This is a genomic window from Nocardioides sp. cx-169 (genome assembly GCF_021083605.1).
Classification (GTDB): domain Bacteria; phylum Actinomycetota; class Actinomycetes; order Propionibacteriales; family Nocardioidaceae; genus Nocardioides.
On sequence record NZ_JAJNRO010000002.1, the window covers coordinates 356,761 to 378,528 of the forward strand.

The following is a 21,768-nucleotide window of genomic DNA, read 5'->3' on the forward strand; positions in this document are numbered from 1 at the left end:
GTGCGCCGGGTCAGCGCAGGCGCCACTCCGGCTTGACGAACGTCTCCCTCGAGACCTGCGACATCCCGATCGGGTTCCCGATGACGGTGTAGTCGAACCCGACCGCCTGGGCGGTCTCCCGGTCCAGGTCGAGGGTCTCCCAGATCGCCTTGACCGTGCCCTGGATCGCGACCGGCGGCTTGGCGGCGATGATCCGCGCCAGCTTGTCGGCCCGGTCCCACAGCCCGGGGTACGGCACGAGCTCGGAGACCAGGCCGATCTCGCGCGCCCGCTCGGCCGACATCCGCTCGTCGAGACCGATCAGGGCCCAGCGCAGGGCCTCGCCGAGGGGGATGCGCCGCGCCAGTCCGATCGGCTCGAGCGCCGAGGTCATCCCGTAGCTGACGTGCGGGTCGAAGAACATGGCGTCGTCGGCGCTGATGATGATGTCGGACTCGTTGAGCCAGTAGAAGGCGCCGCCGGCGACCAGGCCGTGGACCGCGGCCACGACCGGCTTCCACACCTTGTTCTGCTTCGGCCCGAGACCGCGCCCGGGGTCCTCGCGGCTCCACACGTTCTCCGCCTTGTCGAGCCCCTTGCCCACGTCCACGCCGGTGCAGAAGGCGCGGTCCCCCGCGGCGCGCAGCACCACGACGTGGATGTCGTCGTCCTGGCGCACGCGGTGCCACAGCTCGCGGAACTCGTCCACCATCGTCTGATCGAAGGCGTTCATCCGGTCGGGCCGGTTGAGCGTCACCGTCGCGACGTGGTCGGACACGTCGAAGAGTACGGTCCGGTACGGGTCAACCATCTGGCTCTCCTTGCCGAGGTGTGAAACAGTTAGATAATATTATTCCATTAGAGCTAGTGCACCCTCTAACCTCTCACCGGAAGATGACTACGTGGACTTCGAGCTCACCGAGGAGCAGGCCATGCTCCGCGAGGTGTCCCGCTCCATGCTCTCTGCCCACTGCCCAGCCACCGCGGTCCGGGCCCTCGCCGAGTCGGCCGGCGACCTCGACGAGAAGCTCTGGCGGCGCGGTGCCGAGCTCGGCTGGACCGGCCTGGTGGTGCCCGAGGAGGCCGGCGGGGCCGGCCAGGGACTCGTCGAGCTGTGCCTGGTCGCCGAGGAGCTCGGGCGCGCGGTCGCTCCGGGACCGGTCGTCGAGACGGCGCTCGTCGCGCGAGCCCTGGCGGCCGGCGCCACCGGCGTCGCCGGCGACGTGCTGGAGGGCCTGCTGGAGGGCGGCCTCCGGGCCGGGTGGGCCCACCACGGGTCGGTGCTGATGTCCGTCGACGGCGACGACGTCGTGCTCGACGGAGCCGCCGCCGCCGTACAGGCCGCGGGGTCCGTGGACGTGCTGCTGGTGAGCGCGACCGGCCCCGACGGCGACGTGCTGGTGCTGGTCGACGCCGCCTCGCTGGGCGAGGTCGGTCTACGTCGCAACGCCGGGCTGGACCAGACCCGCGGGTGGTACGACGTCTCCTTCACCGGCACCTGCCTGCCCCGGGACCGGGTGCTGGTCTGCGAGCCTGCCGAGGTGCGCTGGTACCTCGACGCGGCCATGGTCCTCGTCGCGGCCGACGCGCTCGGCGCCGGCGAGGCGCTGCTGGCCATGACGGTGCAGCACGCCCTGGTCCGCGAGCAGTTCGGTCGCCCCCTCGGCGCGTTCCAGTCGGTCAAGCACAAGCTCGCCGACATGCTGACCATCACCAAGGGGGTCCGCGCGTCGACGTACTACGCGGCGATGGCGCTCGACTCGGGGGCCGCCGACGCCTCGCTGGCCGCCAGCGTCGCGAAGGCGTTCAGCGGCCCGGAGATCGCCCGGCTGGCCGGCGAGGCGCTCCAGACGCACGGCGGGATCGGGTTCACCTGGGAGCACGACCTGCACCTGTACCTGCGCAGGGCCAAGGTGGACGAGGCGCGGCACGGGAGCCCGGCTGAGCTCCACGAGCGGATCGTCGCCCTCATCGAGTAGCCCTCCTGCGACGGTGCCGCCTCCCCCCCCGGAGAGGCAGCCCTGTCAGTCTGTGTCGCGGCGGGACCCGACGGGGTCCGCCGGTCCGTCCGTGCCTCCCGGCAGGTCAGACCGGCTCGCCCTGCAGCGACTCGACCTGCTCGACGACCCGGCGGCGCAGCAGCTTGCCGGTCTCGGTTCGCGGCAGCTCGTCCCAGAACCAGAAGCGCTCCGGGGTCTTGCTGGAGCGGAGGATGTCGCGGGCGAAGCCGCGCAGCTCCTCCTCGGCGATCGCCATGCCGGGGCGGACCACCACGGCCGCCTCGATCCGCTGCCCCCAGTCCTGGTCCCGCACCCCGAAGACGACGACGTCCAACACCGCCGGGTGGCGCACCAGCACCTCCTCGATCTCGGCGGGGGCGATGTTCTCCGCGCCGCGGATGATCGTGTCGTCGACCCGGCCGCCGACGAAGAGGTAGCCCTCCTCGTCGAGGTAGCCCTCGTCGCGGGTGTCGAAGAACCCGCGCTCGTCCACCGCGCGGCCGATCCCGGCGTACTCTGCCGAGACCTGCTCGCCGCGCACGCAGATCCGCCCGGTCCGGCCGGGCTCGAGCGGCTCGTCGGCGGCGCCGCGGATCTCGAGGTCGATGCCGGGCAGTACGCGGCCGACCGAGGAGAGCCGCGCCCGGACCCGCGCGTCGTTCGAGGCCACCGCGGCGCGGTGCTCCTCGGGTCCGAGGACCGCCACCGTGGAGCTGGTCTCGGTCAGGCCGTAGGCGTTGACGAAGTCCACGTGCGGCCAAGTGCCCAGCGCCCGCTCGATGACCGGCGCCGGCATCGGGGCGCCGCCGTACGCGAGGGCGCGCAGCGACGGGACCTCCATGTCGGCCTCGCAGTCCATGATCCTCGCGAGCATGGTCGGCACGACCAGGGCGTTGGTGACCGCCTCGGTGCGCACGGTCTCGAGCCACTGCTCCGGGGTGAACGCCTCCAGCACCAGCGTGCGCCGCCCGGCGAAGAGGTTCGTGATCACGTTCGCGACCGCCGCCACGTGGTACGGCGGCACACTGACGAGCGCCGCCTCGCTCTCGGCCGCGCCGGCGAACTCGACGGTGCCGAAGACGTAGGAGACCAGGTTGGCGTGGCGCAGCAGGACGCCCTTCGGCGCCGAGGTCGTCCCGCTCGTGTAGATGATGACGGCGGCGGTCTCCTCGGGGACGGCCGCCTCGTCCGGCTCGCGGGAGGCCTCCGTGCCGGCCAGCCACTCCGATGGGTCCAGGCAGGCGATGCCGGCCTGCTCGACCACGTCCCGGCTCGAGGGGTCGACGATGGCGATGGCCCGCGGGTGCTTGGCCAGCAGGTCCCGCAGCTGGTCCTCACCGAGGCGGTAGTTGAGCGGCACGAGCGGGACGCCGGCGTGGGCCGCGGCGAACATGGCCACCGGGAAGGCCGGCCCGTTGACCGCGAGGTACACGAGCGCGTCGGCGCCCGCCTCCTGGACCATGGCGGCCCCTGAGCGGGCTCGCGCTACCAGGCCGGAGGCGGTGAGGCCGCCGGCTCGAGGGCCCACGACCACCCGGTCGCCGAAGCCGTCGGCGGCCATCTCGAGGAGCATGGTCAGGTGCATCGACGTGTCCTCAGTCCGAGGACGGCAGCGGCTTGGCCGCCTGGACGGCCAGCGGCGACCCGTCGAGCGCCAGCGTGCCGAGGCCGTTCTTGGTGCACAGCAGCTCGATGGTCGCGGCGTCGTCGGTGTAGCGCTTGCCGAGCAGGGTGCCCGTGAGCTGGTTCGGGTCCGCCGTCGCCGGGCCCGCCTCGGTGCCCGGCGCGAGCATGGGGACACCGCCACAGGTGAGCTCCACGTCGCCCTCGGGCGCTCGGGTGATGATCACGGCGGTGTTGTCGACGGCGCTGCTCAGCGTCTGCCCGACTCGAAGCTTCACGGTTCTCTGCCTCCCTGCGGCGGTGCCCGTCGTTCGACGGGTCCTCGTCGCACCTGCGCTCAGTAGGTTGAATCTGCTTAATCAGTTTACTGCTTACCGGTGGCCTGCGCCACACCTCGCGCATCCGCAGCGTAGGTCTTCAGGCGCTCGACGTCCTCGAGACGCCGGCGATGGGTGGCGGCGAGCGGGGAGACGGTGAGCATGGTGACTCCACACTCCGCGAAGGCCGCGACCCGCTCGCGGACCTCGCTCGGCGCCCCGATAAGCGCGGCCCCGCGGACCAGCTCCTCCGGGACGGCCACCGCCGCCTCCTCCTTCTGGCCGACCAGGTAGAGGTCCTGGATCGCGCCGCCGCGGCCTCGAAGCCGTTGCGGCAGGCCAGCTCGTGGTAGAAGTTCTTCCCCTTCGGACCCATCCCGCCGACGTACAGCGCGATCTGCCGGCGTACCGCGTCGCCTGCCGCGGCCAGCATTCGGCGTCCTCGGTGATCAGCATCTGGGTGCCCGCCACGATGTCCAGCCGGGCCCGGTCCGAGCTCCGCTTCGCCGCTCCGGCCGCCAGCCAGCCGGCGAAGGTTCCGGCGGCCTCCGGCAGGTAGAACATCGGCTGCCAGCCGTCGCAGATCTCGGCCGCGAGCTCGACGTTCTTCGGCCCCAGGGCGGCCAGCGTGATCGGGATCTGGGACCGGACGGGATGGTTGATCAGCTTCAGCGGCTTCCCGAGGCCGCTGCCGCCGTGCTCGGGGCCAGTGGCAGGTGGTAGTGCTCGCCTGGCGTGCTCGAGCGGCTCACGCCGCCAGACCGTGCGGCAGGTCTCCACCACCTCGCGGGTCCGCCCGATCGGCGCGTAGTGGGGGACGCCGTGGAAGCCCTCGACGACCTGCGGGCCCGAGGCCCCGATGCCGAGCTCGAACCGACCGCCGGACACGTAGTCCAGGCCGGCGGCGGTCATGGCCAGGAGGGCGGGGGTCCGGGAGTAGATGTTGAGGATGCTGGATCCCAGGCCCAGGGTCGAGGTGCGGGCCGCGAGGAAGCCGAGCTGGCTGACCGAGTCGAACGTGTAGGCCTCGGGGAGCATGACGATGTCGAGCCCCACCGCCTCGTACTGCTGCACTCGGCGACGGTCTCGGTGAAGCCGCCGGCGTACTTCAGCGGCATGCCGACCCGCATGCCGCTACTCACGCCTCGATCACGACGGCGCCGCCCTGGCCGCCCGCCGCGCACATCGCGGCGACCGCGAGGCCACCGCCGCGGCGGCGCAGCTCGTGCGCGAGGGTGGTGAGCATCCGCGCCCCGGACGCCGCGACCGGGTGACCGAGGCTGCAGCCGCTCCCGTGGACGTTGACCAGGTCCTCGTCGATGCCCAGCCGGCGGCAGGCCGCGATGGGCGTCGAGGCGAAGGCCTCGTTGATCTCCCACAGGTCCACGTCCGAGGCGCGGATGCCAGCGCGCCCGAGAACCCTCGGGATCACCTCCACGGCGCCCATGCCGGTGCGGTGCGGCTCGACGCCGACCGCCGCCCACGCCCGGACCCGGGCCAGGACGCTCAGGCCCCGCTCCGTGGCGAGGTCGTCGGCCACGATGGCCAGCGCCGATGCGGCGTCGTTGATCCCGCTCGCGTTGCCCGCGGTGATGCCGAAGCCGTCGATCTCGCGCAGCGGCTTGAGGGTCCCGAGCTTCTCCAGCGTCAGCCCGCGGCGCGGGTGCTCGTCCACGGCGAACCGCACGGTCGCGCCGTCCACCGTCACGTCGAGCTCGAGGATCTCGTCCTCGAAGACGCCGGCGTCGATCGCCGCGATCGCGCGGTCGTGGGAGCGCTTGGCCCAGGCGTCCATCTCGGCGCGGGTGATGCCGACCTCCAGCGCGGTGTTCCACCCCACGGTCACGGCCACGTCGTCATTGCCGCCCTCGTAGTAGGGGAACGTCGGGCCAAAGCCGGTGCGGGGCTCCTCGGAGCCGGGGACCCGCCACGAGAGACGCGGGTTCATCGAGGCCGCGTGGGCGCCTCCCGCCACCACGACCCGGTCCATGCCGGCCCGGATCGTCGCCGCCGCGTTGCCCACGGCGGTGAGGCTGCCGGCACAGTGCCGGTTGACGGCCTGACCTGGCACCCCCGTCATCCCCGACGCGACGGCGGCGTAGCGGGCGATGTCGCCCCCGCCGGCGAGCTCCTCGGCCAGGATCACGTCGTCGACGTCCTCGGGGGCCAGGCCGGAGCGCTCGACCGCCGCGCGCACGACGGCCGTGGCGAGCTGCTCCGCGGAGGTGTCGCGCAGGGTCCCCTTGAAGGAGGTCCCGATGGGCGTGCGGACGGCGCTGACGATCACTGCTTCGGTCATGGCTTCCTACTTCTCTCGACGGTTCCGACCCGCTCAGGGGCTGCGGCGCCTCCGGGGCGAACGCTCGGGGGAAGCGTCAGGGCTGAGGGGCGTCCGGGGCGGACGGGCGGTAGCAGGCGGCGAGCATCAGGCCCGCGGCCAGCACGCCGCCAACCCCGGCGACGGTCGCCCACACGGCGCCGGAGACATCGAGGCCGAGCAGCGCGTCCAGGGACCACTCCCCCGGGCCGACGGCCGCGACGCCGACGGCGATGAGGGCCACCAGCACGACGTACTCCGCGCCGCCCTTGAACACGAAGTAGCCCTTGCCGCGGTGGTCGGTGCGCCACGCGACCACCATCAGCCCCACGAAGGCGGTGGCGACGGGGCCGGTGAGCAGCCCGAGCGTGAGCAGGGTGCCGGCCCCGATCTCCGTGACCGCAGCGACCCGGGCGTGGAGCCAGGCCGGGCGCAGTCCGATCCCCGCGAACCAGCCCGTCGTGCCGGCGAGCCCGCCGGGCCCCCACACCTTGTTCAGCCCGTGAACGACGAGCATCGGCCCGAGGGCGAGGCGGATCAGGAGCATCCCGAGGTCAATTTCCGTCACGTTGCCGATTCCTCGTCCAATTAGTCAGTTGATTTAGCGTTATCATGCCACGCGGGGACCGAGGAGGACAAGGAAGGGAGACTGCCGTGCCGTCGATGCGGATCGGCTTCGTGGGGCCCGGGAGGCTGGGGCTGCCCATGGTCGAGCGGCTGGCCGCCGCGGGCCACGACCTGATTGTCCACGCCAGGCGGCAGGAGGTGCGCGAGCGGCTCGCCAGCCTGGGCGTGCGCTCGACACCCGACCTGGGCGAGACCGCTCGCGAGCGCGAGGTCGCGCTCGTCTGCGTGTACGACGACACCCAGCTGAGCGCGGTCGCCGAGGAGCTCTGCCGCGAGCTGCCCCCCGGGGCGGTGCTCGCCTCGCACGTCACCGGAGAGGTGGAGACGCTGCGCCGGCTGGCGCGACGGCACCTAGAGGTGGAGGTGGTCGATGCACCGGTCAGCGGCACTGCGGACGACATCCGCGCCGGGGCGCTCACGGTGCTGCTCGGCGGCGCCCCGTGGGCGAGGTCGCGGACCGCAGCGGCGGTGCGGTGCTACGCGAGTGCGGTGCTCGAGTCCGGCGACCTGGGCGCCGCGCTGTCGACCAAGCTGGTCAACAACCTGCTGCTCGCGGCCAACACCCAGCTGCTCGCCTCCGCCGCCCGGCTCGGCGAGGGTCTCGGCATCGCGCCCGAGTCGCTCCTGGCCACCCTCGGCCACATGAGCGGCGGCAGCCGCGCCGCGGAGCTGGCCGCGCAGCGGCCGCCCCTGGCCGAGTTCGCCCGGATCATCTCGCCCTTCCTCGCCAAGGACGTGTCGGTGTGCCGCACGCTGGCCGACGAGCACGGCGCCGACGCCGCACTGCTGCTCGACGTCGTGGGACGGGGTCCGCTCGACCTCGCCTGACGGCCTCAGGCGCCCAGGTCCGCCAGGACGCCGTGCAGCCACTCGACACCGAGCGCCGCGGCGCGACGGTGCACCAGGGCATCGATGCGCGGGCCGCTGAGCTCGCACTCGAAGACACCGCCGTAGCCGGCGTCGACCAGCCAGCCCAGCAGCGCGAGCAGCAGCAGGTCGCCCCGGCCAGGGACGGCCCGGCAGGGCAGGGACCGGTCGCCGAAGACCATGTCGCTGAGCTGGACCTGGTGCACCAGGCCGGTCTCACGCGCCACGTCGCCCCGGCAGCCGCGGCCAGGCCCAGGTCCTCGCTGGCCCGCCGGAGCGCGGCCGAACGGTCCTCCCCGGGTCGACGATCCCGGCCGAGGGAGCCGGTGGTGGAGACCACGCGCACGCCGTGACGGCGCGCGGCGGCGCGGACCGCGGTGGGCCCGACTCGCGCAGCTTGGTGCCCGTCATGGAGGTGTTGCCGACGCCGAGCGCGGCGACCACCTCGACCGCCGACAGCTCCGGGAAGCACAGCCCGCTCACGGAGACGCGCGCGTGCACCGGCATCGCATCAGCGCCCCACCAGCTCCAGCGCCTCGTCGACCAGGCGCGGGAGGGCCGGCTCCATGCGCGCCATCGCCCCCGAGAGGACGCGTCCGTCCTTGTGCGCGCGCTTGACGAGCAGACCGGTGAGGCTCGCCTCCTTGTACCGGGTGAGCGCCCGGAACCAGTCCAGGTCGGGGAGGGCCTCGCCGAGAGCCTCCTGGTACTCCTCGACCACCTCCTGGGCCGTGGGAGTGCCCGCGGAGGGACCCGGCTCGGCGGCGGGGTGCCCCGCGTCGTCGGTGAAGTAGGTCAGCCAGGCGATGTCGACGCGAGGGTCCCCGACCGACCAGATCTCCCAGTCGATGATCGCGGTCAGGTCGTCGCCCTCGCACAGGACGTTGCCCAGCCGGTAGTCACCGTGGTTCACCACCGGCGCGAGCGCCTGGGGCATCGTGTCGTGCAGCGCCTCGGCGGCCGTCTCGAAGTTGCCGCGCAGCCCCTCGGGGAGCGTCCGGAAGGCCTTGGTCCACCGATCGATCTCCTCGGCGAGGGCGGCCACCGGCTCGTCCTGCAGGCCGAGGTCGGCCAGCGGGATCCGGTGCAGCTCGGCGAGTCTCCGGGCGGCGGCGAGGTAGCGGGAGCGGACCCGCGCTGTGGCGGGTCTCTTCGCGGCCGGCAGCAGCAGCGGCTCGAGGCACTCCCCGGCGACGAGGTTCATCGCCATGAACGGGGGAACGGCCGGAGGGGCTCCGGGGTCGGAGAACAGCACGTCGGGGGCGATCGGCCGGCCGGCGTCGTTCAGCGCCTTCTGCAGCCTCGCCTGCCGGAGGACGTCGCGGTTGCGCACCGGCGCCAGCCCCGGCGGGGCCACCTTGAGCACGACCGTGGAGTCCGCGGCCGGGACCCCGTCGAGCTCGACCAGGAAGGTCAGGCTGGAGGTCCCGCCGGTCAGCGGGCGCACCTCCCGGACGCGGCCGCAGGGCGCCCAGTCGGGGACACATCCCTCGACCCGGCGCCCGAGCTCCTCGATCCAGGCGGGGTCGGCCTGACCTACTGTCATCGTGTCTCCACCTCGTTGTTCGGAGCCCGCCGGGCTTGCTCGGTTAAATAACTATCTTGTAGCATTCAGTAAGACGATTACACAAGCTTGAGTGCGATGGGGAGCCGAACCATGTGGGATTTCTCGACCGAGCCGGAGTTCCAGGAGAAGCTGGACTGGATGGCGAGGTTCGTCCGCGAGGAGTGCGAGCCGCTCGACCTCCTCTTCCCGCACGGCGGAGACCCGTACGACGTGAACAACCGGGCCGCCCGCGCCATCCTCGAGCCCCTGCGCGAGAAGGTGAAGGAGCAGGGCCTGTGGGCCTGCCACCTCGGTCCCGAGCTCGGCGGCCAGGGGTACGGCCAGGTCAAGCTCGCGCTGATGAACGAGATCCTAGGCCGCTCCTACTGGGCGCCGACGGTGTTCGGCACCGCCGCCCCCGACACCGGGAACGCCGAGATCCTCGCGATGTTCGGCACCCAGGAGCAGCGCGACCGCTACCTGCAGCCGCTGCTCGACGGGCACATCGTGTCGACCTTCTCGATGACCGAGCCGCACGCCGGCTCGGACCCGAAGGAGTTCACCTGCCGGGCCACCCTGGACGGCGACGAGTGGGTCATCGACGGCGAGAAGTGGTTCTCCTCGAACGCGCGCTACGCCTCGTTCCTGATCGTGCTGGCGGTCACCGACCCCGACGCCAAGCCGTATGAGCGGATGTCGATGTTCGTGGTGCCGTCGGAGACCCCCGGCATCGAGATCCTGCGCAACGTGGGCACCGTCAACGAGCGCGACGATCTCGACGAGGGCATCCACGGCTACATCCGCTACAACCAGGTCCGGCTCCCCTACGACGCCATCCTCGGCAAGCCCGGCGAGGGCTTCAAGGTCGCCCAGGCCCGCCTAGGCGGGGGTCGGATCCACCACGCCATGCGGGTGGTGGGCAAGTGCGGGCGTGCCTTCGACATGATGGCCGAGCGCGCCCTGTCGCGCCGTACGCAGGGCAAGACGCTGGCCGAGCACCAGTTCGTCCAGGGCTTCATCGCCGACTCGGCGATCCAGCTCGAGCAGTTCCGCCTCATGGTGCTCAAGACCGCCTGGATCATCGACAACGAGCCGCACGGCGCCGCCCGGCGCCACATCGCGATGTCCAAGGTCGCGCTGGCCCAGGTCATCCACGACGTGATGCAGCGCGCGGTGCAGGTCCACGGCTCGCTCGGCACCACCCATGAGACGCCGCTGGGCGAGTGGTGGGCCGCGGTGCCGCAGCTCGGCTTCGCCGACGGACCCACCGAGGTGCACAAGGTCGCCGTCGCCAAGAGCGTGCTCAAGGACTACTCGCCGGCGCCGGGCCTGTTCCCGACCGAGCACCTGCCGACCAAGCGCGCCGCGGCCCGCGAGCGGTACGCGGACATCCTCGCGGAGTACGGCCTGTGAGCGCCGGGGCGGGTCCCGCCGAGCTCTTCGACCTGACCGGGAAGGTCGCCCTCGTGACCGGCGGCAGCCGCGGCCTGGGCCGGGAGATGGTCCTGGGCTTCGCCCGCGCCGGGGCGGACGTGGTGATCGCCAGCCGCAAGCTGGACAGCTGCCGGGAGCTCGCCGACGAGGTCGAGGCGCTCGGCCGCCGGGCGCTGCCCGCCGCCGCGCACGTCGGTCACTGGGAGGAGTGCGACGCGCTGGTCGAGCAGGCCTACGCGCACTTCGGCAAGGTCGACATCCTGGTCAACAACGCCGGGATGTCCCCCCTCGCCCCGTCCTCCGCGGAGACCACCGAGGAGCTGTTCGACAAGGTGGTGGGGGTGAACTTCAAGGGCCCGTTCCGCCTCGGCTCGCTCATCGGCCAGCGGATGTTCGACGGCGACGGCGGCTCGATCATCAACATCTCCTCGAGTGGCGCGCTCTTCCCCTCGCCCCGGTTCGGTCCGTATGCCGGCGCGAAGGCGGCGCTCAACGCGCTGACGACGGTGCTCGCCCTGGAGTTCGCGCCCAAGGTGCGGGTGAACACCCTGTCGGCCGGACCGTTCCTGACCGACATCTCCAAGCACTGGCCCGACGAGAACAAGCGGACGTGGAAGAACGCCGCCGGCCGCGCCGGCGACCCCGCGGAGATCGTCAGCTCGGCGCTCTACCTGGCGTCCCCGGCCTCCAGCTACACCACCGGCGCCCTGCTGCGCGTCGACGGCGGCCTGCACTGAGGCCGACGGGCCACCGGGGCGGCCGGGACGTCAGTCCGTGGCCGGTCCCCGGTGGCCGTTGACCGCGGCCAGCAGGTCGCCGAAGAGTCCCTCGTAGACGGGGGCCCGGTCCTCGGCCAGGGAGTGCGGCAGGTAGTCGGTCACCCAGACCAGGTGGGCGACCCCGTCGGCCCCCTCCTCGATGCGCATCTCGGCATGGTGGTGCTCGGCGTCGTGCAGGCCCGGGGTCGTGTACGACGCCCGGCGGTGCACGGGGTCGACCGTGACGTTGCGCTCCCAGATCTCCGTGCCGTCGCCGAGGGTGACGACCCGGAAGTCGTCGACCAGGCGCTCGCCGACGCACGAGGAGAACACGTGCACGCTTGCTCGCGCGTAGCACTCCAGGAAGTCCCAGGCGGTGTCCGCCGAGACCTCGAGCGGGGCTCGGTGGTGGATGCTTGCCATGTCGGCGTCCCTTCATCGGTCGGGGTGCTCAGACGCCGAACGTCTCGGCGTACTCCTGGAGCGCGTCCAGCGTGCGGTCGAGGTCCTCCCCCGGGGGCCGGACCAGGAAGGAGTCGACCCCGGCCTCGGCCAGTCGGCCGAGGTGGTCGCGATGCTCCTCCACGGACCCCGGTTGCTGGGGGAACCCGGCCTGCGGGGTGTGCACCTGGACGGTGCGCCGGGCCTGGTCGCCGTGCCGGGCCCGGGCGTCCTCGCGGACCTCCCCGATCAGCCGGCCGAGCTCCTCGATCGTCGCGATCCCGGGCGTGCGCGAGGTCCGGGCCACCTCGGGCCGGACCATGAGCGGGCTCCAGCCGTCGTTGTCGGCCGCGCGGCGACGGGCCCGCATGCTGTTGCCCGCGACGAGGACCGGCGGGCCGCCGGGCTGGACCGGCGCGGGCAGGGAGGCGACGCCACGCGCGGTGAAGTGCGCGCCGTCGAACTGGAACGGGACCTGGGTCCACACGCCTCGCATCACCTCCAGGCCCTCGTCGAACAGCTCGTTGCGCCGGTCCATGTCGACGCCCAGCGCCAAGAACTCCGAGCGCAGGTAGCCGGTGCCAGCGACGATCGTGACCCGGCCGCCGGAGAGCCGGTCGACGGTGCTCAGCGCCTTGGCGGCGAGGAACGGGCTCCGGTACGGCAGGACCATCGAGTAGGTCATCAGCCGCACCCGGGCGGTCACCGCCGCGCAGAAGCCGAGTGCGGAGGTCTGGTCGAGGGACTCGTGGCCACCCGAGCTCAGCCACTTGTAGGAGGGCGCAGGGTGGTCGCTGAAGGCCACCGCGTCGTAGCCGAGCGCCTCGACCGCCTGCACGACGCGGGTCATCCCGGCCGCCGCCACGAGCGCGGGGTCGTAGCCGACCTTGCTGATGGGGTACTCCACGGTGTAGCGCATCGGGACTACTCGGAGGGGTCGGGGGGGGCGGGCGGATCCACCAGGGCGAGGCTGGCCATCGCGTACCCCCGGCCGCGGCGCTCGCTCACCATGAAGGACGGCGGCGCCAGGAAGGCGACGTCGCCGGGCAGCGAGCCCGCCCGCCGTGCCAGCGCGGCGCGGCCGTCCGCGGTGGTGCCGCAGACCGCGATCGCCTCCAGCATGTCGTCGGTGACGGCCCGCGCCATGGAGCGGGTGTCGCGCGCCGAGAACGCCTCCCGGATCGCGGCGACCTGACCGGTCCAGCCGTGGTGCTCGACGTAGGGGTCGTAGGTCTTGACCGTGAGGTAGAACGCGATCATCCGCCGGGCGTCCTCGATGGCCCGCTCGGGGTCGTCGTCGTCGATCGCGGTGATCACCCAGCCGTGCTCCAGCGCCGGGTCCTGCCTCTCGGCGTCGGCCGCCCCCTTCGCCATCGCCGGCCGGATCACCTCGTCCCACCACGACTGGGTGAAGAGCCCGTGGCCGATGATGCCGTCGGCGGCGCGGGCCGCGGTCGTGGCCATCAGCCGGTTGAAGCCGCCGACCAGGATCGGGACCTCGATCCGTCCGAGCACGGGGGCGCCGACCGAGGCGTCGATGCGGTAGAACTCACCGTCGTGGCGCACCGGCTGTCCGTTCTCCGCGTGCAGCCAGGCGCGGATGGCGCCGACGAGGTCGGCCATCCTGGCGACCGGGCGGTCGGCGTCCACGCCGAACCAGTCCCGGTTGATCTTGAATGCCCCCGACCCCAGGGCCAGGAAGACCCGGCCTGGGGCGTGCCGCCAGGCGCTGCGGATCCCCGCGGCGTGGGCGTACGGCGTGCGGGCGAAGGCGTAGGCGATGCCGGGCCCGACCTGGGCCTGCCGGCTGCCCATCGCCATCTCGGTGAGGATCGAGTACGCCTCGTGGTCGACGAACTCGCCACTGGTGAACGCCGCGAAGCCGGCGGCCTCGGCCGCGCGCGCGACCTCCTCGCCCCGCCACGGCAGGCCGTACCGGCGCTGGGCCGTCATCGCTTCTCCTTCGGCATGCCGAGCGCTCGCTCGGCCACGATCGTCTTGAGGACCTCGTTGGCGCCGCCGGCGATGGTGTAGGCCCGCGCGTACATGAACGCGTCCTGCCACCAGCCGTCCGCCCAGGCCTGGGCGTCGCCCTCGACCCGCAGGCCGTCGACGCCCTGCAACGAGACGCCGAGCTCGACCATCGCGAGGTTCACCTCGCTGTAGAGGACCTTGGCGAGCGGGGCGTCGGCGGCGTCCTCGGTTTCGTTGACCATCCGCGACTGCACCATCTTGCTCATCTTGTCCGCGACGTGGACCTGCGCCGCGACCCGGCCGATCCGCTGCCGCGTGGCGGGGTCCGCCAGGTCGCAGCCGCCGACCCCGGCGCGCGCCAGCGCGAGCAGGTCCTCCAGCTGGGAAAACAGCTCGACGCCACGCGCACCGACTCCGCTGCGCTCGTGCCCCAGGCTGGCGTTCGCGACCCGCCAGCCGTCGTCGACGCCGCCCAGCACCCGGTCGACGGGGATCCGGACGCCGTCGAGGAAGACCTCGTTGAAGTCGGCGCTGCCGGTGATCTCGCGCAGCGGGCGCACGACGACGCCGGGCGCGGTCATGTCGAGCGCGAATGCGGTGATCCCCGCCTGCTTGGCGCCCGAGCCGTCGGTGCGCGCCAGCAGGTAGCCGACGTCGGCGTGCTGTCCGTTGGTGGTCCACACCTTCTGGCCGTCGACCACGTAGTGGTCGCCGTCGAGACGGGCGCGGGTGCTCAGGCCGGCCAGGTCGCTGCCGGCGCCCGGCTCGCTGAACAGTTGGCACCACAGGTCCTCCGCCGACCTGATCCGGGGCAGGAAGTGCCGCTTCTGCTCCTCGGTCCCGAACCTCAGCAACGCACCGGCGGCCAGCGGTGCAGCCCCGATCTCGCCCCAGGCACGCGCCCGGGCCAGCTCCTCGGCGACGATGTAGCCGTGCTCGGGCCTGGCCCCGGGCCGCCCGCCGTGCTCGACCGACCAGGACCGGCCGAGGTACCCCGCGTCGTACAGCCTCTTGATCCAGGCGCGCAGGGCAGGGACCTCCGCGGCCTCCGGCGCCCGCACCCCGGCATGCCGGCGCCCAGCCGGGGCGTGCTTGGCGATGAACGCCCGGACCTCGCTGCGGAAGCGTTCGAGCTCGGGCTCGGGCTCCAAGCGCATATCTGTCTCCTGTCGGGTGCCGGTCAGCGCGGAGGCATCGCCGGGTCGTGCGGTAGGCCGAGCACCTGCTCGGCGACGGTGTTGAGCTGGATCTCGCGGGTCCCGGCCCCGATCGTCGAGGCGCGGGTGCGCAGGAACCCGGTGAGCCATCGTCCACGCTGCACCGCGTCCTGCTCGTGGCGGTCCAGCAGCGCGGCCGGTCCGAGCATGTCGAGGGCGAACTCGTGGAGGTCCTGCTCGAAGGCGCTGATCAGGAGGCGGGAGACCGAGGAGATCGGGCCGGGCTCGCCCTGGTCGATGATCGCCGAGATCACCCGCTGCGCGTTGTAGCGCATGATCCGGACGCGGATCTCGAAGTCGGCGAGCCGGTCGCGGACCAGCGGGTCCGCGAGCAGGCCACGCTCCCGCGCCAGTTCCTCGAGCTCGGTGAGCACCCGCCGGTACAGCGCCGCGGTGTTCATCGCGCCCGCGGCGCGCTCGTGGCCCAGGCTGGTGCGGACCAGGGGCCAGCCCTCGTTCTCTTCCCCGATCCGGTCCGACACCGGCACCCGGACGTCGTTGAGGAACACCTCGGCGAACAGGTGTCCACCGGTCAGGTCGCGCAGCGGACGGATCTCCACCCCCGGGGCGTGGGCGTCGATGATGAGGTAGGTGATCCCGCGCTGTCGGCTCTCCTGGGTGCCGGTGCGCACCAGCGCGAACAGCACGTCGGCGACGGCTCCGTGCGAGGTCCACACCTTCTGTCCGTTGACCACGTAGTGGTCCCCGTCGCGCCGGGCGGTCGTGCGCAGGCTGGGCAGGTCGGAGCCGGCGTCGGGCTCGGAGTAGCCCTGCGCCCAGACCTTGTCGCCGCGCAGCATCGGGGGCAGCCAGCGCTGCTGCTGCTCGGGGGTGCCGAAGGTGATGATCGTCGGGGCCACGATCCCGAGCCCCGTGCCGAGTGGACCGGGGACGCGGGCCCGGGCGAGCTCCTCCTGGTAGATCACCTGCCGGGCGAACGGCAGCGCCATGCCGCCGTGCTCGCGCGGCCAGCTCGGCCCGGCGTAGCCCTGGTCGAAGAGGGTAGCGAGCCAGGCCCTGTTCCAGGCGAGGCGCTGCTCGGGGTCCTTCGGCGCGCGCCCGGGGTGACGCTCGGAGAAGAACGCGCGCAGGCGGGCGCGGAACTCCTCGTCGGACTCCGACGCGTCGGACTCGGACGTGCCGAACGTGTGCATGGTGCTCATCGTGCCCTCAGATCCCGACCAGGTCGGCCAGCCGCGAACGCTGGCTGGCCGGCGCCCCGAAGAGCAGCTCGCTCGACTTGGCACGGCGCAGGTAGAGGTGGGCGTCGTGCTCCCAGGTGTAGCCGATGCCGCCGTGGATCTGGATGCACTCCTTCGCCGCGTGCACGAAGGCCTCCGCGGAGTAGCAGTTGGCCAGCGCGGCGGCGACCGAGGCGTGCTCGTCGCCGGCCGCCACCGCGGCGTTGGCGTGGTAGGCGGCCGAGCGGCTGGACTCCACCTCCAGCAGGAGGACGGCGCACTTGTGCTTGATCGCCTGGAAGGACCCGATCGGCCGCCCGAACTGCTCGCGCAGCTTGGCGTGCTCGACGGCCAGCTCCAGGCAACGCGCGGCACCGCCGACCTGCTCGGAGGCGAGCGCCGTCAGCGCCAGGTCGTAGACCCGGTCCAGCCAGTCGTGCGGGCCGGCACCCGCGATGCGGACCGCGGGCGCGTCGCGCAGCGAGACCGACGCCAGGTCACGGGTGCGGTCGAGGTAGTCCAGCTTGGTGCGGGTCAGGCCGGGGGCCTCGCCCGCCACGGCGAACACGGCCACCTCGTCCTCGGCGCGCGCCGCGACGAGCAGCAGGTCGGCGCTGTGGCCGTCGACGACGAAGCGCTTCTCGCCGCTGACGCGCCAGACCTCGCCGTCGTGGTGCGCGCGTGCGGCCACCGCGTCGGGGTCCCAGGCCGATCCCGCGTCATCGAGCGCGACCGTCCCGGTCACGGTGCCGGCGGCGATGCCCGGCAGCCACCGGGCGCAGGCGTCCTGGTCTCCGGACCACGCCAGGGTCATGGCCGCGAGGGCGGTGGAGAAGTACGGCGCCACCAGCAGGGCGCGGCCCATCTCCTCCATCACGATGCCCAGTTCGACCGGACCGTGGCCCGCGCCGCCGTGCTCCTCCGGGACCACCAGCCCCGTCAGGCCCAGCTGGGCGGCCAGCATGGTCCAGACCTGGTCGTCGCGGCTGTCCGGGGAGTCCATCAGGCGGCGCACCTCGTTGGACGGGGACCGCTCCTCAAGGAACCGGCGGACCAGGGCACGCAGGTCGTCGTGGTGATCGCTGCTCATGACGTGCCTCTCCTCGCCCACTCGATCACCGAAAGATAGTTGATTCAGAGAACTGATTCAACTCTACGGTAGAATGGTCAAGCCCGGAGGCCCCGGGCCCGGGATGAGGGGTGGAGCATGGACATACGTGGCGCGGTGGCGCTCGTAGCAGGCGGCGGCGGCGGCTTCGGCGCGGCCACGAGCCGGAGGCTGCACGCCGCCGGCGCGAAGGTCGTCGTCTGCGACCTCGATGAGGAGAAAGGTCGCGCCGTGGCCGACGACCTCGGCGCGGGCGCGCTCTTCGTGCGCACCGATGTGACCGACGAGCAGAGCATCCAGGCCGCCGTCGACGCCGCCGCCGAGCTCGGCCCGCTCCGGATCGCCGTGGTCGCCCACGGCGGGCCCGGCGGACCGCGCACCCTCGACCGGGAGAGCCGGCCGGCACCCCAGGAGTCCTTTACCCGGGTGGTCGGCATCTTCCTGGAGGCGACCTACAACATCAACCGGCTCGCGGCGGCGGCGATCGCGCGCACGGAGGCGCTCGAGCACGGCGAGCGCGGAGTGCTGATCAACACCGCCTCCATCGCCGCGTACGACGGCACCATCGGCCAGGCCGCCTACGGCGCGGCCAAGGGCGGCATCGTCGCCATGACGCTCCCGCTGGCGCGCGACCTGGCGCCGTCCGGCATCCGCGTGGTCACGATCGCGCCAGGCACGTTCCTCACGCCCGCCTTCCGCAACGCTGACCCCGAGCAGCTCGATGCCTACTGGGGCGCGGCGGTCCCCTTCCCCAAGCGGATGGGGCGCGCGGAGGAGTATGCACAGCTGGCGCAGCAGATCGCGGAGAACGTCTACCTCAACGGCGAGACGATCCGTCTCGACGGGGCACTGCGGTTCACGCCCAAGGGCGGCAACGCCTGACCGCAGGCCGTTATATACCAGTAGTTAGGTATGCTGATCTGCGGATTGTAGTGCGTAGGATGGCCACCATGCCATCAGTCAGCCCGCAGCGCTCCCCCATCGGAGTGGTCATGCGCGCACCCAAGACGGCGGAGCTCATCGCCACCCACCTACGTCGTCAGATCGTGCGCGGGGAGCTCAAGGCCGGCGAGACCCTGCCCCCCGAGCTCCAGCTCATGGAGCAGTTCGGCGTCTCCCGCCCTACGCTCCGCGAGGCGTTCCGGATCCTGGAGGCGGAGTCACTCATCAGCGTGCGCCGCGGCAGTCGGGGCGGCGCTCAGGTGATGGTTCCCGATGCGTCAGTGGCCGCCCGGTACGTCGGGCTGCTGCTGCAGATCCAGGGCACCACCATCGACGACGTCTACACGGCCCGGATGATCTCCGAGCCGCCGTGCGCGCGCCTCCTGGCCGGGCGTCGCACCCAGCAGGACCTGGACGACCTCGCCGAGGTGGTGGCGCAGCTCAAGGCACAGGTGGCCGGGACGGACCGCTTCGCGCCCGATCCCGACACCTGGTCGCGGCTCACCTACCACTTCCACGAGATCATCCTGCAGCGGTGCGGCAACAAGACCCTCGCGACTCAGGGCGCCGTGCTCCAAGACATCGTCGCCACGCACCTGCGCACGCGCATCGCGATCTCCCACAGCGACGACGACAGCCCCGAGCGCTTCCAGCGGGCGATCCGCTCCTACCAGAAGCTGATCCGCCTGCTGAAGGCCAAGGACGCCGCCGGCGCCGAGAAGCACTGGCACTCGCACATGCAGGGCGCCGCCCAGTACCTGCTCAAGGACGACCTCAAGACCAAGCCCATCGTCGACCTGTTCGACTGAGCGGGCCTCTCGACGAAGCCATCTGATTAGTGGATCGTCGGTGGCGACGCGCGGGGCCAGGAGCCGCTCCCGGTCCTTGAGATCGCGCGGACGGTCTCGCCGGCGTCCGACCGGCTCCGCCCCAGGATGCCCACCGGCCCGCGCTTGGCCCACCCCACGGCGTACTCCCCGAGGCTGGGCCGCCTCCCGGAGCACGCGATGCTCCTCGTGCGGGATCGTGGAGGTCTCCTCGTCGAAGGCGACCCCGGGGCTCTGGCGAGAGCGATCCCACGGCGCAGCACGAGGTCGGCCGGGAGCACCGCGGCGGTGCCGTCGAGCGCGCGACGCGCGCCGACCGAGCCCGAGCCGGGCCGTCGATCACCACGGGCCGGGTGCCGAAGTGCAGGTGCAGGCGTCGGGCAGCCCCCGCCGGCTCCCGCTCGGCCCAAGTCTGGAGCAAGCCGAGGTTGCGCCGGGCCATCGGGGTGCAGTCCGGCGGCGGGTCCACGAGCGGCCTCGCACCGCCGACGACCACGTCGACGCCGGCGAGGATCCCCACTTCGTTGACCTCCTTGGTCGAGAACCTGCGTGCTCGGGGCCCCGGCGCGCGAGCACGTGCACGTCGGTCACCGCGTCGCCTGCAGCATGCTCAGCACGGGCGCCGCGAGGTCCGCCTCCTGCAGCTCCCCGGCGTCCTTGAGCAGGATCCGGGTGACGTCCAGGGCCACGGTGCCCGCACCCACCACGACCACGTTCCTGGTCATGGTGAGGTCGAAGGGGCCCGCTTCGGGGTGGGCTTTGTACCACTTCACGAAGGACGTCGCCGAGGTGCTCCCGGCGAGCTCCTCGCCGGGTACCCCGAGCGCGCGATCGGCGTCGGCTCCGGTGGCGTACACGACGGCGTCGTAGCGGCGGCGCAGCTCGGCCACGGTCACGTCGCGGCCCCACCTCGACGTTGCAGAAGAGCCGCACCGAAGGACGGTCGAGCACCTGCTGCAGGTCCGAGGTCGCACTCCTGACCGTCACGTGGTCCGGGGCGACGCCGTAGCGCAGCAGCCCGAAAGGCGTCGGCAGCCGCGCTCACTGCAGCGTGATGGCCCGCTCCGAGCATGCCTTCGCGCCCAGGCGAGCCCGGTCCTCGGCACCGTCGGACACGCCGAACTCGGAGCGGAGCGCGTAGCCGATGTCGTCGATCTGGAACAGGTCCGGGTCGATCCCGTAGCACCGAGCGTGCCCCGAGCACTTCAGCATGTCGATGACTGCCTTCATCTGCTTCTCCTGCTCTCTTCCTCGGTGGGCGTGGCGCTCAGGGGCGGTCAGCGGGCCGTGGTCGCGAGCATGCCCGCGCCCACGGCTCACGTGATGGCGCGGGCGATCTTCAGCTCGATGAGGCGTTCGTCGGAGATGCCGAGCTCGCGGAGGACCTCGTCGGTGTGCTCGGCGAACTGAGGGCCGCGCCGGAGCGCGGGCGGGGTCTCGTCGAACTGGACCGGATTCGCGACCAGCTCACGCGAGACGCCCTCGGCGTCCTCGACGGTGACGATCATGCCGTTGGCGCGTAGGGAGACGTCGTTGGCCACGCCCCAGGAGTCCTGCACCGCCGCCCACTGCCCGTCGATGGTGTCCAGCACGTCGGCGACCGCGTCGAAGGTCATCGTGGAGATGATCTGGGCCACGATCTCGGCTGCGGCGGGGGCGTTGTCCATGAGCTTCTCGACGGTCGCGAAGCGCTCGTCCTCCAGGAGGTAACCACGCCCGACCGCGGCGCAGAATCCGGGCCAGTAGCGGCCGGGCTGGAGCATCGAGAACACCAGCCAGCGGTCGTCGGCGGTCTTGTAGTTGCCCACCAGGGGGTTGCGCGCGGACCCGTGCCGCGGCACCGGCGGCCGGGGCGGCACCTGGCCGGCCATCAGCGCCAGGTTAACCGTGAACTGCGTGGCCCAGGCGCCCACGCCCAGCAGCGAGACGTCGATGACCGACGTCTCCCCCGTGGTCGAGCGCGCGTACAGCGCCGCGGCGACGCCCCCGGCGATGGTGAGCCCGCCGAGGTTGTCGCCGTAGCCGCCGGCGGGGAGCGGGGTCAGCCGCTCGGCGTCGGGAAGGGTCGCGCCCGCGCCGCTGCCGCCGCGAGCCCAGAAGGACGTCATGTCGTAGCCGCCCTTGGTGGCCTCGGGCCCACGACCGCCGAAGCCCGAGCCGCGCACGTAGATGATGTCGGGGTTGATCTTGCGGACGTCCTCCACGTCGATGCCCAGCTTCTCCCGGGTGCGGGGGAGGTAGTTGGTGAGGAACACGTCGCTCTGCCGGATCAGCTCGTGCAGCACCTCGCGCGCCTCGGGCTTCTCCAGGGCGAGCCCGATGCTGCGCTTGCCCCGGTTGGGCCCGTCGAAGATCGGGGAGAAGCTGCTGCCGGCACTGATCGCCTCGACCCCCAGGACGTTGGTCAGGCCGCGCTGGCCGTCCCCGAGCTCGGCATGCTCGACCTTGATGACCTCGGCACCCCAGTCGGCCAGCACCGCACCCGCCGCCGGCACGAAGGTGAACTGCGCCACCTCCAGTACCCGTACGCCCGCCATCGGTTGTTGCATCGTCATCTCCTCGGTTGGTAGTCGGCCCGCCGCAAGCGGGCCGTGGTGCCCTGGTCTGGGT

Annotated in this window: 24 protein-coding genes and 1 pseudogene; 6 read left to right on the forward strand and 19 right to left on the reverse strand. The window is 72.4% G+C overall.

What is annotated here, in order from left to right; all coding sequences use genetic code 11:
- Nucleotides 1-10 precede the first annotated feature (10 nt).
- Complete coding sequence (locus tag LRP67_RS02925; RefSeq protein ID WP_231268694.1) at nt 11-790, reverse strand: enoyl-CoA hydratase/isomerase family protein; 780 nt, start codon at nt 788-790, stop codon at nt 11-13.
- Between the two features lie 91 nt (nt 791-881).
- Here LRP67_RS02925 and LRP67_RS21765 point away from each other — a divergent pair, with 91 nt between their 5' ends.
- A complete protein-coding gene (locus LRP67_RS21765; protein WP_231268695.1) occupies nt 882-1,958 on the forward strand; it encodes an acyl-CoA dehydrogenase family protein in 1,077 nt (358 codons plus the stop codon).
- Between the two features lie 106 nt (nt 1,959-2,064).
- Here the strand turns inward: LRP67_RS21765 and LRP67_RS02935 are convergent, their stop codons facing one another.
- The 6 genes and pseudogenes from LRP67_RS02935 to LRP67_RS02955 all read right to left on the reverse strand — a co-directional run bounded on the left by LRP67_RS02935 (nt 2,065) and on the right by LRP67_RS02955 (nt 6,804).
- A complete protein-coding gene (locus LRP67_RS02935; RefSeq protein WP_231268696.1) occupies nt 2,065-3,564 on the reverse strand; it encodes a class I adenylate-forming enzyme family protein in 1,500 nt (499 codons plus the stop codon).
- A gap of 10 nt (nt 3,565-3,574) precedes the next feature.
- Nucleotides 3,575-3,880, reverse strand: coding sequence for a hypothetical protein (locus LRP67_RS02940; protein ID WP_231268697.1), 306 nt, complete (start codon nt 3,878-3,880; stop codon nt 3,575-3,577).
- Nucleotides 3,881-3,966: 86 nt separating this feature from the next.
- A complete protein-coding gene (locus LRP67_RS21265; protein WP_269211080.1) occupies nt 3,967-4,257 on the reverse strand; it encodes an LLM class flavin-dependent oxidoreductase in 291 nt (96 codons plus the stop codon).
- Between the two features lie 124 nt (nt 4,258-4,381).
- A pseudogene (locus tag LRP67_RS21270) lies at nt 4,382-4,993 on the reverse strand (LLM class flavin-dependent oxidoreductase); the annotation flags it as partial.
- Nucleotides 4,994-5,057: 64 nt separating this feature from the next.
- Nucleotides 5,058-6,218, reverse strand: coding sequence for a thiolase family protein (locus tag LRP67_RS02950; protein ID WP_231268698.1), 1,161 nt, complete (start codon nt 6,216-6,218; stop codon nt 5,058-5,060).
- Between the two features lie 76 nt (nt 6,219-6,294).
- Nucleotides 6,295-6,804 (reverse strand): DoxX family protein, encoded by a 510-nt coding sequence (locus LRP67_RS02955; RefSeq protein WP_231268699.1) that lies wholly within the window; start codon nt 6,802-6,804, stop codon nt 6,295-6,297.
- 95 nt (nt 6,805-6,899) lie between these two features.
- On the opposite strand from LRP67_RS02955, the gene LRP67_RS02960 reads away from it, so the two are divergent.
- Entirely contained in the window at nt 6,900-7,691 is a 792-nt protein-coding gene (locus LRP67_RS02960; RefSeq protein WP_231268993.1) for an NAD(P)-dependent oxidoreductase, read from the forward strand.
- A gap of 5 nt (nt 7,692-7,696) precedes the next feature.
- On the opposite strand, the gene LRP67_RS02965 is transcribed toward LRP67_RS02960, so the two are convergent.
- From LRP67_RS02965 to LRP67_RS02975, 3 genes are read right to left on the reverse strand one after another with little or no spacing between them, the layout of a single operon-like run.
- On the reverse strand, nt 7,697-7,957 hold the full coding sequence (locus tag LRP67_RS02965) for a hypothetical protein (RefSeq protein WP_231268700.1): 261 nt from the start codon (nt 7,955-7,957) through the stop codon (nt 7,697-7,699).
- The gene (locus tag LRP67_RS02970; RefSeq protein WP_231268701.1) at nt 7,947-8,237 is read right to left on the reverse strand and encodes a hypothetical protein; all 291 of its coding nucleotides are present in this window, start codon (nt 8,235-8,237) and stop codon (nt 7,947-7,949) included. The genes LRP67_RS02965 and LRP67_RS02970 overlap by 11 nt, the downstream gene beginning before the upstream one ends.
- A 4-nt stretch (nt 8,238-8,241) precedes the next feature.
- A complete protein-coding gene (locus LRP67_RS02975; RefSeq protein ID WP_231268702.1) occupies nt 8,242-9,276 on the reverse strand; it encodes a phosphotransferase family protein in 1,035 nt (344 codons plus the stop codon).
- A gap of 111 nt (nt 9,277-9,387) precedes the next feature.
- Between LRP67_RS02975 and LRP67_RS02980 the strand changes: the two genes are divergently transcribed.
- The gene (locus LRP67_RS02980) at nt 9,388-10,689 is read left to right on the forward strand and encodes an acyl-CoA dehydrogenase family protein (RefSeq protein WP_231268703.1); all 1,302 of its coding nucleotides are present in this window, start codon (nt 9,388-9,390) and stop codon (nt 10,687-10,689) included.
- Nucleotides 10,686-11,447, forward strand: a complete 762-nt coding sequence (locus tag LRP67_RS02985) for an SDR family NAD(P)-dependent oxidoreductase (RefSeq protein ID WP_231268704.1) — start codon at nt 10,686-10,688, stop codon at nt 11,445-11,447. Before LRP67_RS02980 ends, LRP67_RS02985 begins: the two co-directional genes overlap by 4 nt.
- Before the next feature lie 30 nt (nt 11,448-11,477).
- On the opposite strand, the gene LRP67_RS02990 is transcribed toward LRP67_RS02985, so the two are convergent.
- From LRP67_RS02990 to LRP67_RS03015, 6 genes are read right to left on the reverse strand one after another with little or no spacing between them, the layout of a single operon-like run.
- On the reverse strand, nt 11,478-11,891 hold the full coding sequence (locus tag LRP67_RS02990; protein WP_231268705.1) for a hypothetical protein: 414 nt from the start codon (nt 11,889-11,891) through the stop codon (nt 11,478-11,480).
- 28 nt (nt 11,892-11,919) lie between these two features.
- On the reverse strand, nt 11,920-12,828 hold the full coding sequence (locus LRP67_RS02995) for an LLM class F420-dependent oxidoreductase (protein ID WP_231268706.1): 909 nt from the start codon (nt 12,826-12,828) through the stop codon (nt 11,920-11,922).
- Between the two features lie 5 nt (nt 12,829-12,833).
- On the reverse strand, nt 12,834-13,862 hold the full coding sequence (locus LRP67_RS03000) for an LLM class flavin-dependent oxidoreductase (RefSeq protein ID WP_231268707.1): 1,029 nt from the start codon (nt 13,860-13,862) through the stop codon (nt 12,834-12,836).
- On the reverse strand, nt 13,859-15,040 hold the full coding sequence (locus LRP67_RS03005; protein WP_231268708.1) for an acyl-CoA dehydrogenase family protein: 1,182 nt from the start codon (nt 15,038-15,040) through the stop codon (nt 13,859-13,861). Before LRP67_RS03005 ends, LRP67_RS03000 begins: the two co-directional genes overlap by 4 nt.
- 23 nt (nt 15,041-15,063) lie before the next feature.
- Complete coding sequence (locus LRP67_RS03010; protein ID WP_231268709.1) at nt 15,064-16,263, reverse strand: acyl-CoA dehydrogenase family protein; 1,200 nt, start codon at nt 16,261-16,263, stop codon at nt 15,064-15,066.
- Nucleotides 16,264-16,270: 7 nt separating this feature from the next.
- Nucleotides 16,271-17,371, reverse strand: coding sequence for an acyl-CoA dehydrogenase family protein (locus tag LRP67_RS03015; RefSeq protein WP_231268710.1), 1,101 nt, complete (start codon nt 17,369-17,371; stop codon nt 16,271-16,273).
- 117 nt (nt 17,372-17,488) lie between these two features.
- On the opposite strand from LRP67_RS03015, the gene LRP67_RS03020 reads away from it, so the two are divergent.
- Together LRP67_RS03020 and LRP67_RS03025 are read left to right on the forward strand one after the other, a co-directional pair.
- Nucleotides 17,489-18,271, forward strand: coding sequence for an SDR family NAD(P)-dependent oxidoreductase (locus LRP67_RS03020; RefSeq protein WP_231268711.1), 783 nt, complete (start codon nt 17,489-17,491; stop codon nt 18,269-18,271).
- Between the two features lie 68 nt (nt 18,272-18,339).
- Nucleotides 18,340-19,140: a FadR/GntR family transcriptional regulator gene (locus LRP67_RS03025; protein ID WP_231268712.1), complete on the forward strand. Its 801-nt coding sequence runs from the start codon at nt 18,340-18,342 to the stop codon at nt 19,138-19,140.
- A 605-nt stretch (nt 19,141-19,745) separates the two neighbouring features.
- Here the strand turns inward: LRP67_RS03025 and LRP67_RS03030 are convergent.
- The 3 genes from LRP67_RS03030 to LRP67_RS03040 form a co-directional block, all read right to left on the reverse strand.
- Nucleotides 19,746-20,054, reverse strand: coding sequence for an FAD-dependent oxidoreductase (locus tag LRP67_RS03030; protein ID WP_231268713.1), 309 nt, complete (start codon nt 20,052-20,054; stop codon nt 19,746-19,748).
- A 145-nt stretch (nt 20,055-20,199) separates the two neighbouring features.
- The gene (locus LRP67_RS03035; RefSeq protein WP_231268714.1) at nt 20,200-20,388 is read right to left on the reverse strand and encodes a ferredoxin; all 189 of its coding nucleotides are present in this window, start codon (nt 20,386-20,388) and stop codon (nt 20,200-20,202) included.
- A gap of 86 nt (nt 20,389-20,474) precedes the next feature.
- Complete coding sequence (locus LRP67_RS03040) at nt 20,475-21,707, reverse strand: CaiB/BaiF CoA-transferase family protein (protein WP_231268715.1); 1,233 nt, start codon at nt 21,705-21,707, stop codon at nt 20,475-20,477.
- Nucleotides 21,708-21,768 lie beyond the last annotated feature (61 nt).